The organism is Shewanella sp. 10N.286.52.A9 (assembly GCF_041468985.1).
In the GTDB taxonomy this organism is placed as follows: Bacteria; Pseudomonadota; Gammaproteobacteria; order Enterobacterales; family Shewanellaceae; genus Shewanella; species Shewanella japonica.
Window position 1 is genome coordinate 1 of sequence record NZ_JBFRJQ010000001.1, and the last position, 14,332, is coordinate 14,332.

At 42.2% G+C, this 14,332-nt stretch carries 11 protein-coding genes; 1 reads left to right on the forward strand and 10 read right to left on the reverse strand.

Features of this window, described 5'->3' with window-relative positions; all coding sequences use genetic code 11:
• Positions 1–628: 628 nt before the first annotated feature.
• Positions 629–3,349 (reverse strand): preprotein translocase subunit SecA, encoded by a 2,721-nt coding sequence (gene secA, locus AB4128_RS00005; RefSeq protein ID WP_065110082.1) that lies wholly within the window; start codon positions 3,347–3,349, stop codon positions 629–631.
• A gap of 58 nt (positions 3,350–3,407) precedes the next feature.
• The gene (locus AB4128_RS00010; RefSeq protein WP_055025200.1) at positions 3,408–4,307 is read right to left on the reverse strand and encodes a M23 family metallopeptidase; all 900 of its coding nucleotides are present in this window, start codon (positions 4,305–4,307) and stop codon (positions 3,408–3,410) included.
• Between the two features lie 27 nt (positions 4,308–4,334).
• Here AB4128_RS00010 and AB4128_RS00015 point away from each other — a divergent pair, with 27 nt between their 5' ends.
• On the forward strand, positions 4,335–4,787 hold the full coding sequence (locus AB4128_RS00015; protein WP_055025294.1) for a DUF721 domain-containing protein: 453 nt from the start codon (positions 4,335–4,337) through the stop codon (positions 4,785–4,787).
• Between the two features lie 4 nt (positions 4,788–4,791).
• On the opposite strand, the gene lpxC is transcribed toward AB4128_RS00015, so the two are convergent.
• The 8 genes from lpxC to murD all read right to left on the reverse strand — a co-directional run bounded on the left by lpxC (position 4,792) and on the right by murD (position 14,331).
• A complete protein-coding gene (gene lpxC / locus AB4128_RS00020) occupies positions 4,792–5,712 on the reverse strand; it encodes a UDP-3-O-acyl-N-acetylglucosamine deacetylase (protein WP_055025201.1) in 921 nt (306 codons plus the stop codon).
• Between the two features lie 206 nt (positions 5,713–5,918).
• Positions 5,919–7,100 (reverse strand): cell division protein FtsZ, encoded by a 1,182-nt coding sequence (gene ftsZ / locus AB4128_RS00025; protein WP_055025202.1) that lies wholly within the window; start codon positions 7,098–7,100, stop codon positions 5,919–5,921.
• A gap of 26 nt (positions 7,101–7,126) precedes the next feature.
• The gene (ftsA, locus tag AB4128_RS00030) at positions 7,127–8,362 is read right to left on the reverse strand and encodes a cell division protein FtsA (RefSeq protein ID WP_055025203.1); all 1,236 of its coding nucleotides are present in this window, start codon (positions 8,360–8,362) and stop codon (positions 7,127–7,129) included.
• A complete protein-coding gene (locus AB4128_RS00035) occupies positions 8,363–9,130 on the reverse strand; it encodes a cell division protein FtsQ/DivIB (RefSeq protein WP_144430197.1) in 768 nt (255 codons plus the stop codon).
• A gap of 112 nt (positions 9,131–9,242) precedes the next feature.
• Entirely contained in the window at positions 9,243–10,706 is a 1,464-nt protein-coding gene (murC, locus tag AB4128_RS00040; protein ID WP_372036213.1) for a UDP-N-acetylmuramate--L-alanine ligase, read from the reverse strand.
• A gap of 1 nt (position 10,707) precedes the next feature.
• Entirely contained in the window at positions 10,708–11,796 is a 1,089-nt protein-coding gene (gene murG / locus AB4128_RS00045; RefSeq protein ID WP_372036376.1) for an undecaprenyldiphospho-muramoylpentapeptide beta-N-acetylglucosaminyltransferase, read from the reverse strand.
• An 8-nt stretch (positions 11,797–11,804) separates the two neighbouring features.
• Positions 11,805–13,019, reverse strand: a complete 1,215-nt coding sequence (gene ftsW, locus AB4128_RS00050; protein ID WP_055025205.1) for a cell division protein FtsW — start codon at positions 13,017–13,019, stop codon at positions 11,805–11,807.
• Positions 13,006–14,331 carry a UDP-N-acetylmuramoyl-L-alanine--D-glutamate ligase gene (murD, locus tag AB4128_RS00055; RefSeq protein WP_372036215.1) on the reverse strand — a complete coding sequence of 442 codons (1,326 nt, stop codon included), beginning with the start codon at positions 14,329–14,331 and terminating at the stop codon, positions 13,006–13,008. Before murD ends, ftsW begins: the two co-directional genes overlap by 14 nt.
• Between the last annotated feature and the right edge of the window lies 1 nt (position 14,332).

Here is a 14,332-nt window from a genome sequence, read left to right on the forward strand (position 1 = left end):
ACTCTTCAATTAAAGTTTTTTGAGACTAAGTCTCGGCTCAATGAATTCTGATTACATTATGCAGACTCGGAAGAATCTACATCCTGTTTGTTACATATTGCTATGAACACTCATCACTTACGTGATACAGAAAATATTGATAATAATTTTGATTGCTACATTCTTTATGAGAAAGAGTGAGCAATTTCGATTAACTCAACACCTGTGAGTGTCCACACAGATTACTTGATAAATTGTTAAAGAGCGTTAGCGCATCTCGGTAAGCCCGAGTGGCTAGGGATGCGTATTTTACGCAATTCCCGTATCGCGTCAAGTGATTTTTAAACTAATTTAAAAACTCTTTTCAGCGTCACTTTTCAGTGAACTGATTTGGCGTGTACACCATGCTATTGCGTGGTTTGCCGTGTCAGTGGATGCGCATTATAGGGAGATTATGAAACCGTGCAAGGGCTTTTTGCAAAAAAATATGATTTTTTTGCATGTTTTTCATTAGCCACAAGCTACACACTATTTACCCCCATAGTTATCCACAAACATAAGAAGAATGGCGTTTTTTCAGCCTAAAATCAGGATATAAAAAAAGCAGCTATCAATAGCTGCTTTTTGGTTCTATATAAAGAAAGCGTTTTTAGCTTAATTTACCGTGACATTGTTTGTACTTCTTACCTGAACCACAAGGGCAAGGATCATTGCGACCAACTTTCTCACCATCACGGATTACCGTTCTTGGCATCGCCGCTTCTGCTTCACTGTTGTCAGTTAACGCTTCTGAAGCAGCGTGTTGATAATCACGTTGGATCTTAGCTTCTTCTTCACGGCGACGCTGTTCCATTTCATCAACATCAGACTGTGCTTGTACCTGAACTTTTGAAAGGACACTAATCACATCTTGTTTGAGTGACTCAAGCATTTGCTGGAACAATTCAAACGATTCACGTTTATATTCTTGCTTAGGGTTCTTTTGAGCATAACCACGTAAGTGGATACCTTGACGTAAATGATCCATTGCCGCTAAATGCTCTTTCCACAAACCATCAAGAGTTTGCAGCATTACCGCTTTTTCAAATTGACGAAGCACTTGTGAGCCAACCATTTCTTCTTTGGCTTTGTATGCATCGCTCCAACTGTTGACGATACGCTCACGTAAAGTTTCTTCATGAAGATCATCTTCAGTATCTAACCAGTGTTGGATTGTCAGTTTTAAACCATATTCTTGTTCTAATCGTTGCTCTAAACCTGGAACATCCCAAAGCTCTTCAACAGATTGTTGCGGAATATATTGATCAATCACACTGCTTACTACATCTTGTTCGATATTTGAAATCGTATCTTCGATACTTTCAGCATCCATTAACTCATTACGTTGTGAGTAAACGACTTGACGTTGGTCATTAGCAACATCGTCATACTCAAGCAATTGCTTACGAATATCGAAGTTACGTGCTTCTACTTTGCGTTGTGCATTTTCAATAGCACGTGATACCCAAGGATGTTCGATGGCTTCGCCTTCTTCCATACCTAGTTTTTTCATCATGCCCGTTACTTTATCTGATGCAAAGATACGCATTAAGCTATCTTCCATTGATAAGTAGAAGCGTGAAGAACCTGCATCACCTTGACGACCAGCACGACCACGTAATTGGTTATCAATACGACGAGATTCGTGACGTTCTGTACCTAAGATGTGTAAACCGCCAGCTGCAATTACTGCATCATGACGAACTTGCCATTCAGCTTTAATTTTAGCAATTTGATCATCTGTTGGGTTCTTTAATGCATCAACTTGAACCTTCCAGTTACCACCTAAGACGATATCGGTACCACGACCTGCCATATTAGTAGCAATAGTTACCGTGCCTGAACTACCCGCATCTGCAACAATCTGTGCTTCTTTTTCATGAAACTTCGCATTCAATACTGAGTGCGGGATCTTAGCTTGCTTTAAAAGTGTTGCTAATAATTCAGATTGCTCAATTGATACTGTACCAACTAGCACTGGCTGACCACGCTCACGACAACCTTTAATATCATCAATAATTGCGTTGTACTTTTCAGCAGCTGTTAAGTACACCAAGTCAGCCATATCATTACGAATCATTGGCTTGTTCGTCGGAACTACAACCGTATCTAGCCCGTAGATATGTTGGAATTCAAATGCTTCAGTATCAGCTGTACCTGTCATACCGGCTAACTTCTCGTATTGACGGAAGTAATTTTGGAATGTGATAGATGCTAATGTCTGGTTTTCATTCTGAATATTAACACCTTCTTTAGCTTCTACAGCTTGGTGTAAACCTTCAGACCAACGACGTCCTGGCATTGTACGACCAGTATGTTCATCAACAATAACAACTTCGCCGTCTTTAACAATGTAATCGACATCACGCTCGAACAAAGTGTGCGCACGAAGCGCTGCGTTAACATGATGCAGCAACGAGATGTTAGCTGCTGAATAAAGTGAATCACCTTCAGCCAATACACCCAGCTCGATAAGCAAAGTTTCTACTTTTTCTTGACCACGTTCTGTAAAGTGAACTTGCTTAGCCTTTTCATCAATACTGAAATCACCTTCACCAATTTCATCTTCAGTATCTTCTTTTTCTTGAACGATAAGATTAGGAATAAGTGTATTAACTTTTATGTACAACTCAGAGCTATTTTCGGCTGCGCCAGAAATAATCAACGGCGTACGTGCTTCATCAATTAAGATTGAGTCGACTTCATCAATTAGGGCGTAATGTAATGGACGCTGAACACGTTCTTGAGGCGAAAATGCCATGTTGTCACGAAGGTAATCAAAACCAAACTCGTTGTTAGTACCGTAAGTAATATCTGAGTTATACGCTTCTTTTTTCTCGACTTGACCTAAACCTGCCACGTTAATGCCAACAGTTAAGCCTAAGAATTCAAATAAAGGTCGGTTATTTTCTGCATCACGTGCTGCTAGGTAATCATTCACGGTAATAACGTGAACACCTTTACCTGTAATACCATTTAAATAAGCAGGCAAGGTAGCAGTTAATGTTTTACCTTCACCTGTTCTCATTTCAGCAATACGGTTACTATCTAGCACCATACCACCTAATAACTGCACATCGAAGTGACGCATTTCGAATACACGTTTAGAGGCTTCACGCACTGTTGCGAATGCTTCAGCCATAATTGCGTCTAACGTTTCGCCATTTTCAATACGCTGACGGAACTCGTCCGTTTTTGCTTTTAATTCTTCATCAGTCAGCTTTTCATATTCAGCTTCTAATGCATTAATTTTAGTTACAACTTTACCAAGGCCTTTCAAGGTACGGTCGTTACGACTGCCGAATACTTTTGTCAGTAATTTGCCTAACATCTTAATCACTTATCTCTTGTAGGTTGAGCTCAATTGAGCGACTTAACCGAAAATGTTATTAACTAGCCTTGCGATAAACGAACTTTCTAGGATCGATTTGTTGTCCGTTTCGCAATACTTCGTAATGCACGTGGGGACCGGTTGAACGGCCTGTGCTACCCATACTGGCAATTTTATCGCCTTTGGCAACGACGTCACCTACGTTTACTGACATAGATTTATTGTGTCCATAGCGGGTTCGAAGACCATTTCCATGATCAATTTCGACAAGCCCACCATAACCAAGCATATTTCCTGACCATGTCACCACGCCTGCAGCAGTCGCGATAACATCGCCTCCTTCTTTACCCGCAAAATCAATGCCTTTATGCATTGTTCTACGACCATTAAAAGGGTCATTTCGTAAACCGTAGGGCGAAGATAACCAACCTTTGACAATTGGTCGCCCTGATATATAACGTTCTTTATCTATATGGAGATTAGTTGACACAGTTTCAAGTAGTGCTAACTGAACATTATTATTATCAATTCTGGATGCCAGCTGCGACATATCGTCTAGCAGTTGGTTTAATTCAACACCTGCACCGATTTCACTTAACCCACCAACACCAACGTCAGCAGTAAAATCAAATTGATCTTCAAGTAAATTGTTTTCGGCGACTTGCTGGCCTAATGCCTCTAAACGAGTCACATTAGCTTGCATGCGTGCGACGTGAGCAACTAATGTACTTAGTTGAGTTTCAGTCGCTTTTTTGAGGTCTAGAACTTGTTGTTTTTGCTGTTCACGCAACTTTTGATTTTCATCAACTTTCGTCTGCTGTGCAGCAAAGCGATCAGCATTTTGCTGGTAAAGACCAGTTCCTGCTGCCACTAATAGGATAGGTAGAAGCAACCAACGTTTGCTAGGATGCCAACGTGTTACTCCATTTCGACCTTGAATAAAAACTGTTACACTCATAGCCTAACTCAGCCATCTTATTATCATATGAAAAAGCCCCCTCAAGATCTCAGTAGATTACTACATCAATCGGGAACATTACCGGAACTAGCTGAAAAAGCAGAGCTATTAAACCAGCTGAATACTTACGTAAAGCAGAGTTTAAATGGTCCTGTTAGTGAGCAGCTAAAAGTCGCTAATCTTCGTCAGGGTGTTCTTGTTATTGAAACTACTTCGGCTGCATGGGCTGCTAGAATAAATTTCCAAAAGACCAAACTACTGCAACAACTTCAGGAAGAGACGCTTCCAATGCTTACCGCAATAGAGGTTAAAGTCAACCCAGGGTTAGCAATAACACCAAGTAAAGCACCAACTAATTACGCAAAAATCAGCCCTGTCGCTGCAGAGCATCTGCAAACATTGGCTGATCACGTTGAAGGGTCTCTTGGTGAAAAACTAAAACGGCTGGCTGCATTAGCCAGCCGTAATAGGCAATCTTAACTCTTTACGCTAAAGATACAGCGCCCGGCACCATAAAGCTAAGTGGTACATCAACTTCATTTTCAAAGCTGACTAACTCCCAAGCTTCTTGTTGTGCCAGTAATGCTCTTACCAATTGGTTGTTTAGAGCATGACCAGTTTTATACGCACAGAACTCACCAACAATGGCATGTCCTGCTACATATAAGTCACCGAACGCATCAAGAATCTTATGCTTAACAAACTCGTCTTCATATCGCAGACCATCAGGGTTAAGAACACGATATTCATCAAGCACTACAGCATTTTCCATGCTGCCACCTAACGCTAAATTGTTAGCTCTTAGGTATTCAATATCTTGCATAAAGCCAAACGTTCTTGCTCGGCTAATATCTTTAACAAACGCAGATGTTGAAAAATCCATCACCATGTGTTGCTGACTACGCGAAATTTCTGGGTGATTGAAGTCAATTTTGAAATCAACTCTAAAACCTTTAAATGGTTTTAATTCAGCCCATTTATCTCCATCTTCAACACGAATGGTTTGATTGATCTTAATGTATTTTTTAGCGGCTGCTTGTTCTTTAATACCTGCACTTTGCAGTAAAAAAACAAACGGGCTTGCACTGCCATCCATAATCGGGATTTCAGGAGCATCAACTTCGATAACAGCGTTATCTATGCCAAGGCCTGCAAGCGCTGCGAATAAATGTTCAATAGTCGAAATGCGAACACCTTCGTCATTAACCAATGCCGTACACATTGTTGTTTCACGAACAAGATTTGCCTTAGCAGGAATTTCCACTGCAGGCGTTAAATCTGTACGTCTTAGTACGATACCAGTGTTAACAGGTGCGGGCATAATGCACAGAGTTACCTTGTTGCCGGAATGCAATCCGACACCAGTACTCTTCACCATTTTTTGAACAGTTCTTTGAAAAATCATTCAGTTACCCGTTTTAATCACTTATTAATAAACATTATTGCACTGCTTTTACTGAGTTTACCCAGTAAGCTGAGGCGATATACTACCATAAAATTGTCTTTTCACAAAAAAGACTCCTTTACTGTGTTTTTCTACGCCTCTACTTACACAAGTAACATTTTATCAACATCTTAGCGTTTTTAGATTTTCATTTTTACTTTCAACAATTAATCAGCTTGCTTACGTAAAAATGCTGGAATATCTAAGTAATCACCGTCAGCACGCGTTGCAGGTTGCGCCGCAGGTTGCTGTGCTGGAACCGCATTTCCAGTAGGCGCTACATAGCTAGCGGCTGGTACTGGCTCTTCTGCAGGTTCAACTTTAGGCTCAATAACCGGTGCAGGCTCTGGACGAGCAACAGGCTTAGTCACTAATTGAATATCAGGCTTTTTCTCAGCGCCGATTCCTGTAGCAACAACAGTTACACGTAACTCTTCGCTCATTTCTGGATCAATAACTGCACCAACAACCACTGTCGCATTATCAGAAGCGTATGCTTTTACGTGGTTACCCACAGTCTCAAGCTCTTCAATACTGATATCCATACCGGCTGTAATGTTGACCAATACGCCACGCGCGCCAGCTAGATCAATATCTTCTAGTAAAGGACTTGCAACTGCAGCTTCCGCAGCTTCTTCTGCACGATCATCACCAGTTGCAACACCTGTGCCCATCATGGCATTACCCATTTCTGACATCACGGTTTTCACATCGGCGAAATCCACGTTAATTAGACCAGGACGCGTAATTAGTTCAGCAATACCTTGCACTGCGCCTAATAAAACATTGTTTGCCGCAGCGAAAGCGTCTAGCAATGACGTTCCACGGCCCAAGACTTTCAACAATTTCTCATTCGGAATTGTGATCAATGAGTCAACATGTTTTGCTAGCTCCGCAATGCCTTGATCAGCAAACGTCATGCGCTTTTTGCCTTCAAACGGAAACGGCTTGGTAACTACCGCTACTGTTAAAATGCCTTCTTCGCGAGCGATTTCTGCAACGACTGGTGCAGCACCAGTACCCGTTCCGCCACCCATACCTGCAGCAATGAAGACCATGTCAGAGCCTTTAATCGCAGCGCGGATGTTTTCTTTATCTTCAACTGCAGCTTGGCGACCCACATCAGGGTTCGCTCCAGCACCTAATCCTTTAGTGACATCACGTCCTAATTGAATTGTTGAGCCAGCGCCTGATTTGCGTAATGCCTGAGCATCCGTATTCGTTACAATAAACTCAACACCTTCGATGCTGTGTTTAACCATATGTTCGACAGCGTTTCCGCCGCCACCACCGACGCCGATGACCTTAATCACCGCCTCGTCATTATGAGTGTCCATGATCTCAAACATTGTCTGATCTCCGTTTGCCTGCGTTATTAAAATTCACCCTTAAACCAGCTTTTGACCCGATTCAAAAGACTGGTAACCCCTTGACGCTCAGGACGTTCGAACTGACGTTCGATAACGCGTCTGGCGCCATAATGAAGCAAACCTATTCCTGTTGAGTAAATAGGTTGATCAACATATTCATTTAAGCCTTTCACTGGTAGCGGTGACGCTACCCTAACTGGCATGCCGAAAGTTGCTTCAGCAATATCAACAGCACCTGTAATAGAAGCTGTTCCGCCCGTTAATACAATCCCTGCAGCAATTTGATCTTCTAAACCACTGTCAGTTAATTCTTTTAATACCAATTCAAATAATTCTTGGTATCTTGGTTCTACGACTTCTGCCAACGTATGACGAGACATACTGCGTGAAGGACGACCACCCACTGATGGAACTTCAATACTGTCTTCACGGCTCACCATTGAACTTCGTGCACTAGCAAATTGCACTTTAATTTGCTCGGCATGAGTTAATGGCGTTCTAAAAATCTTCGCAATATCGCTCGTTACTTGGTTACCGGCTACAGAAATCACTGCGCAATGTCGTAATGCACCATTGGTATAAACCGCTATATCAGTCGTTCCGCCACCAATATCGACAATACATACACCCAAATCTTTTTCATCATTAGTTAAAACAGAATCAGCGGAAGCAATACCTGAAAAAACTAAGTCATCTACTGTTAAACCACAACGCTCAACACTCTTGGTGATGTTCTTTGCCATATCGTTTGCACAAGTGACAATATGGGCTTTTGCTTCCATACGCATACCTGACATGCCAATTGGGCTCTTAATACCATCTTGCACATCGATAGAATATTCTTGCGGTAACACATGTAAGATCCTTCTCTCTGTTGGGATCTTAACTGAGCGAGCGGTGTGAATCACATTGTCCACATCTTCTTGCGTTACTTCTTCATCATTAATTGACACCATGCCATTTTCATTTTGGCAGGCGATGTGCTTACCTGAAATGCTTAAATAGACTGATGATACTTGGCAGTCAGCCATTAGTTCAGCTTGGTCAAGTGCACGTTGAACACTTTTTACAATAGAGTCCAAATCATTCACACCACCTTTATCCATGCCACGTGAAGGATGGTTACCTAAACCGACCACACTTATCTCACCATCGGGTAGCACTTCACCAATGATCACTGCGACTTTGGACGTGCCAATGTCTAAGCCTACGATAAGATTTCTTTCCTGATTCTTGGTCATTTAGTGTCGACTCTCTGTGTTAGTATCGTCCCAGCCAACGGCAACACCCGTGTCATAGCGTAAATCAATGGTTGCTATTGGCTTGTCATTTTTTGTTATTTCAGGATAAACATTTATAAATCTTTGTATTCTCGACATCTTATCTTCTCGACCTAATTCAAGAAGGATGCCGTTATCCAATGTCGCATGCCATGCATGCCGTGGGCTTAAACTTAAACTCGCAAGCTTAAAACCATTAATACTCAATAAATCAGCCAATTGCTGATAACTCGTTAACACTTCAGAAGACATATCTTCTGGGCCAGAAAGCATTGGTAATGCTGCGATACTTTCATGTGATTGAGCAATAAACACATCACCATGAACATTAAGCCAATCGTCACCATTCCAGTGTGCTACAGCCTGTTGTTCTTGTAATGTCACCTTCAATTTAGCCGGCCATTCACGTCTCACTGACGCATGATGTACCCAAGGTAATGCTTCTAGCGCTAACTGCACTTCAACCACATCTGCACTAAAAAAACTGCGCTGCATTAATGCTTGTAATGCAGCTTGAATCTCTGCATCTGTGGTATAAATTCGCTCACCTTTAATCGCTACAGCATCAATAGGCAATGCATCTGCATCGTTCAATAATACATTCAGCTTTAAGCCAGCCCATACGATAGTCAGCAGCACTGTCAGTAAAAACAGTAATCCGGTATATAAGTACCAATTGACTTGACTCAAATGGCCTTTTAATTGGCGAGCTTTATCACTCCACGCCACGGTTACTGTAACTCCCAACTGTATCTGGTCACTTTCATTTGGCAATTCACCATTATATCTAGCATGCTGACTGTATTAAAGCTTCTATTTACAAACAGTTATCGTTTAATAATCAATCAACACTTTCTTTGTTCGACTCATCAAAACCTAAATTAGATGATGCAAGCATTTTGGATAGTGCACCAATATTACCAGCGCCTTGAGTCAGCAATAAGTCGCCCTCTTGTAAAACGTCAGGCAACACATCAGCAAGTAACTCAGGCGATGCGACAAATATTGGATCAACTTGCCCACGCAATCTTATTGAGCGACATAATGCTCTGCCGTCTGCTCCAGGGATGGCACTTTCACCCGCTGCGTATACATCAAGTAACAGTAAGCCATCGACTTGAGATAATACTTCAACGAAATCTTCATACAAATCACGGGTACGACTATATCGATGTGGCTGATATGCCATCACTAAGCGCTTATCAGGCCAACCTGCTCTAGCCGCCTTGATCGTTGCAAGTACCTCACTTGGGTGATGACCATAATCATCAACCAACATCACCTTACCGTTTGCTGTATCAAACTCACCTAAATGCTGAAAACGTCTTCCGATCCCTTCAAATTCTGCAAGTGCTGCAACAATAGCTTCGTCATCAATATCATCTTCAGTAGCGACTGCAATCGCTGCCAGTGCATTCAACACATTGTGCTCGCCAGGAAGGTTTAACACTATGGCTAAATCTTCACGGCCCGTTCGGCGTACGTTAAATTGCGACTGATGGCCAACTTGCTTGAAATCCAATGCTTGTACATCAGCAATATCACTAAAGCCATAAGTAACGACTTGTCTACCGACTCTTGGCATGATTTCTTGAATGACTTCATCATCAATACACATCACGGCAACACCATAAAATGGCAAGTTATGTAAAAAGTCGACAAAGGTCGTCTTTAGCTTCTCAAAATCACCACCATAAGTGTCCATATGATCAGCTTCAATGTTTGTAATAACACTGACCATAGGCTGTAAATGCAAAAAGCTTGCATCACTTTCATCGGCTTCGGCTATCAAATAACGACTTGTCCCTAAACGTGCATTGGTTCCGGCACTATTGAGCAATCCACCTATAACAAATGTTGGATCACGTTCAGCTTGACCGTATACACTGGCAATCAAGCTTGTCGTCGTTGTTTTACCATGGGTGCCAGCAATTGCAACGCCATGACGGTAACGCATTAATTCAGCCAACATCTCAGCACGACGGACAATCGGAATACGGCGTTCTTTAGCAGCTATTATTTCAGGGTTTTGCTTATCAATTGCCGTTGAAACGACCACAACATCAACATCTGTAACGCTTTCAGCCTGATGGCCAATGATGATTTTTGCCCCTAAACTTTCTAGCCTTTCAGTCACACTATTAACAGCAATATCTGAGCCGCTGATCTGATAGCCTTCATTTACTAATACTTCGGCTATCCCGCCCATGCCTGCACCACCTATTCCGACAAAGTGGATTTTCTTAATCCGTCTCATCTCAGGGATCATGCTACGTAATTGGGCGTACTTTTCTGTTTTTGTCATTTCAATCCTTTCGTGCTAATTCAGCACAAATACCTGCAACACGTTGGGTGGCATCTAAAACAGCAACGCTTCTTGCTTGCTGAGCCATCTCTAATACAACATGTCTTTTTTCAGCGAAAAGGGTTAACTTCTCAGCTAGATTATCTGCATTTACTATGGTTTGCGGCAATAAAATTGCCGCACCAGCCTCTACTAATACTGAAGCATTGATAGTTTGATGATCGTCTACAGCATGAGGATAAGGCACTAAAATACTTGCCCGTCCTACAGCGGCTAATTCAGATACTGTTAATGCACCTGAACGACAAACAACAACATCTGCCCAGCGATATGCGGCTTCCATGTCATCGATAAATTCTGCCACATTGACATTGGCTGCTTGGCCTTTGTCCTGATAGTGACTATTGACAGTAGGTTGGTTTCCTTTACCTACTTGATGCCACACGGTAATTGAATGCTGTTGACTTAATTGCCCAACCACATCCGGCATGACATCGTTAAATATTTTTGCGCCTAAACTGCCACCAACAACTAACACCTTTAAGGCTTCGTCATCACATACTTTCTCTTTTTGACCGAGCTCAATTAACTCTTGTCTAATTGGATTACCAACGACTTCTGCATTGGTTGCCGGTAAAAAGGTATTCGGAAATGCACAAAGTACCTTGTTAGCAATGCGAGATAACAACTTATTAGTCATGCCCGGAATTGCATTTTGCTCATGTAATACTAAAGGCACGCCTGCCAATTTTGCCGCCACACCACCTGGGCCACTGGCAAAACCACCCATACCTAAAATCACGTCTGGCTGATATTCATTAATGAACGTTTTAGCCTGTAATATTGAACGTATAATTTTAAATGGTGCAGCCAATTTTCTTACTATTCCATTTCCTCGCACACCTTTGATATCAATAAACTCAATATCGAATCCATGTTGAGGAACCAGCCTTGCTTCCATTCTGTCAGCCGTACCTAACCAGCGTACTTGCCAACCTTTTTTGGCTAATTCTTTTGCAACTGCTAACGCCGGGAATACATGTCCGCCCGTGCCGCCAGCCATCACCAATAATTTAGGTGCATCAGTCATATTAGGGCTCACTTTTTTACTCTCCCTTGCACCGCTTGCGTTAAACTTAACCGCCGTTCATGATCAATTCGTATCAGTAACATTACCGCTGCCGTCATGACCCATAAACTACTACCGCCATAACTAATAAAGGGCAGCGTCAGACCTTTAGTGGGCAACATACCAATACTGGCCCCCACATTGACTACTGTCTGAAAACAAATCCATATACCAATGCCATATGCTAAATAACTTTCGAATGGGCGCTGAATACTCAAACACAAATTACCCAATCGGATCGCTCTAAACGATACAAAAAACAGCACAGTTAATACGCAAACAATACCAACAAAACCAAGTTCTTCACCAATAACAGCAAAGATAAAATCTGTATGTGCCTCTGGTAAATACGACAGTTTTTGAATACTGTTACCCAAACCTTGCCCAAAAATATCACCACGACCATAAGCCATCAGTGACTGAGTTAGCTGGTAACCACTCCCAAAGGGATCTTCCCATGGGTCTAAAAATGACGTCACCCGTCGCATTCGATAAGGCTCAAACACCACTAAAAAAACAAACATGGCGATACCGAGAAATATCAGTACCAAAAAGTCCATGATTCGTGCTCCTGCCAAAAATAACAGGCTGACAGTACAGACGAAAAGTACGACGACAGTACCTAAATCTGGTTGAGCAAGAATCAAAAAAGCAAACAGTAAAAAGACAAAAATAGGTTTATAGAACCCCTTACTGTTTTCTCTTAACTCACCATGACGGCGAACTAAATACCCCGCCATGTAAATAATAAAAACAAACTTGGCTATCTCAGCGACCTGTATTCTCACAGGCCCAATCGCCAACCAGCGGGTAGCCCCATTGACTGTGGTTCCCACCACTAATACCGCTACCAGTAATAGCAACACCAACAACACTAAATATGCGCTGTAACGCTCCCAAAACTTCAGCTCAATATTGAGTACGGCATAAGCGATCACACCACATCCCATTAAATACGCTACGTGGCGATATATAAAATGAAACGGGTTCTCTGTCAGTTTCTGCGCTTCAGGCATAGACGCTGACATCACCATCACAAAGCCAAATGTAATTAACCCTGCAACAGCCAAAAATAAACTACGGTCATAAAGCTGATCACTGGGTGTAGTTTCAGACAGAATGTTTGCCCAAGGCCTTTTTAGGACTTGTTGGAATAAGCTAAGTTGTTGCTCACCCCTCGCCATCTTCAATCTGCTCCACTAATTGTTTAAAGTGATCACCTCTATCCATGAAGTTCTTGTACATATCAGTACTTGCACAAGCTGGCGAAAGTAGCACGATATCGCCAGAAAAAGTGATCTCAACAGCTTTCGCGACGGCCTCTTCCAAATTATTCACTTCAATACTGTCAGCTTTTAACTGCGCAATTTTGCTTCCGTCTTTGCCAAAGGTAATCACTTGAGTAACATTGGTCAGTGATTTTTCAAGCTCTTTAAAATCTGCACCTTTGCCTTCACCGCCAGCAATTAAAATGAGGTCGCCCAAGTGATCGCTTAGTCCGTTTAAGGCTGCAACCGTAGCACCAACATTGGTGGCTTTTGAGTCATTAATGTACGTGACACCTTGTTTCAACCCGACTAATTCACAACGGTGCGCAAGCCCACTGAAATGTGAGGCAATCTCGATCATCACATTCTTATCAATACCGCAGGCATCAGCCAATGCCATCGCCGCCAGTAAATTTGCCTGATTGTGGCTACCAATTAAGCTCACCTCATGCAAATTCATAATCTCACTTTCACCATGCAAGATTTTGCCGTCAGCTAAGCCCCATTCGTCACCTTCAGGTACACTTAAACCAAACGTATTTTGGTTTGTTGGCTCATCTGGATAAGTTAACGCATCATCACGATTAAACATCACGAAGCGGCTTTGCTGATATAAGCGCAGCTTAGCGGCGCGATACGAATGAATATCGTGATATCTGTCCATATGATCTTCACTGATATTCAAACAAGTCGCTGCAATGCATTGCAAGCTATGGGTTGTTTCTAGCTGAAAGCTTGATAGCTCTAGTACAAAGAATTCAGCATCTGTAGCCAGTAAGTCCAAAACAGGAATACCAATATTGCCACCAACTGCGACTTTTTTACCTGCAGCATTGAGCATGTCATACACTAAGGTAGTCACTGTTGTTTTACCGTTTGAACCAGTAATAGCGACAACACAAGGCGGTCTATCTGCTATTGCTTGAGCGAATAGCTCAACATCACCTATAACCTCAATTCCCATATCCATAGCAGCACGGATTTCAGGCGTGTCGATAGGAATACCCGGACTCACAATAATTTGCTTAGCTTGCACTAAGTATCGGCAAACAAAGCCACCGGTTAATAACTCAACATCAGGAAACTCCTGCGCTAACGTATCTTGACCTGGTGGTGTACGCCTACTATCCATCACCAATGGTGTTATTCCTTGAGACATCAAATAACGAACCACAGATAACCCTGTCGCCCCAAGTCCCAAAACAATATGTGAATAGCTTGATTGCATT

What these genes read in the sequence shown, in the direction of transcription:
- AB4128_RS00010 (WP_055025200.1), bottom strand. Translation starts at nt 4,307, where the DNA reads ATGAGTGTAACAGTTTTTATTCAAGGTCGAAATGGAGTAACACGTTGG.
- ftsZ (WP_055025202.1), bottom strand. Translation starts at nt 7,100, where the DNA reads ATGTTTGAGATCATGGACACTCATAATGACGAGGCGGTGATTAAGGTC.
- AB4128_RS00015 (WP_055025294.1), top strand. Translation starts at nt 4,335, where the DNA reads ATGAAAAAGCCCCCTCAAGATCTCAGTAGATTACTACATCAATCGGGA.
- secA (WP_065110082.1), bottom strand. Translation starts at nt 3,349, where the DNA reads ATGTTAGGCAAATTACTGACAAAAGTATTCGGCAGTCGTAACGACCGT.
- ftsA (WP_055025203.1), bottom strand. Translation starts at nt 8,362, where the DNA reads ATGACCAAGAATCAGGAAAGAAATCTTATCGTAGGCTTAGACATTGGC.
- murD (WP_372036215.1), bottom strand. Translation starts at nt 14,331, where the DNA reads ATGCAATCAAGCTATTCACATATTGTTTTGGGACTTGGGGCGACAGGG.
- murG (WP_372036376.1), bottom strand. Translation starts at nt 11,796, where the DNA reads ATGACTGATGCACCTAAATTATTGGTGATGGCTGGCGGCACGGGCGGA.
- lpxC (WP_055025201.1), bottom strand. Translation starts at nt 5,712, where the DNA reads ATGATTTTTCAAAGAACTGTTCAAAAAATGGTGAAGAGTACTGGTGTC.
- murC (WP_372036213.1), bottom strand. Translation starts at nt 10,706, where the DNA reads ATGACAAAAACAGAAAAGTACGCCCAATTACGTAGCATGATCCCTGAG.
- ftsW (WP_055025205.1), bottom strand. Translation starts at nt 13,019, where the DNA reads ATGGCGAGGGGTGAGCAACAACTTAGCTTATTCCAACAAGTCCTAAAA.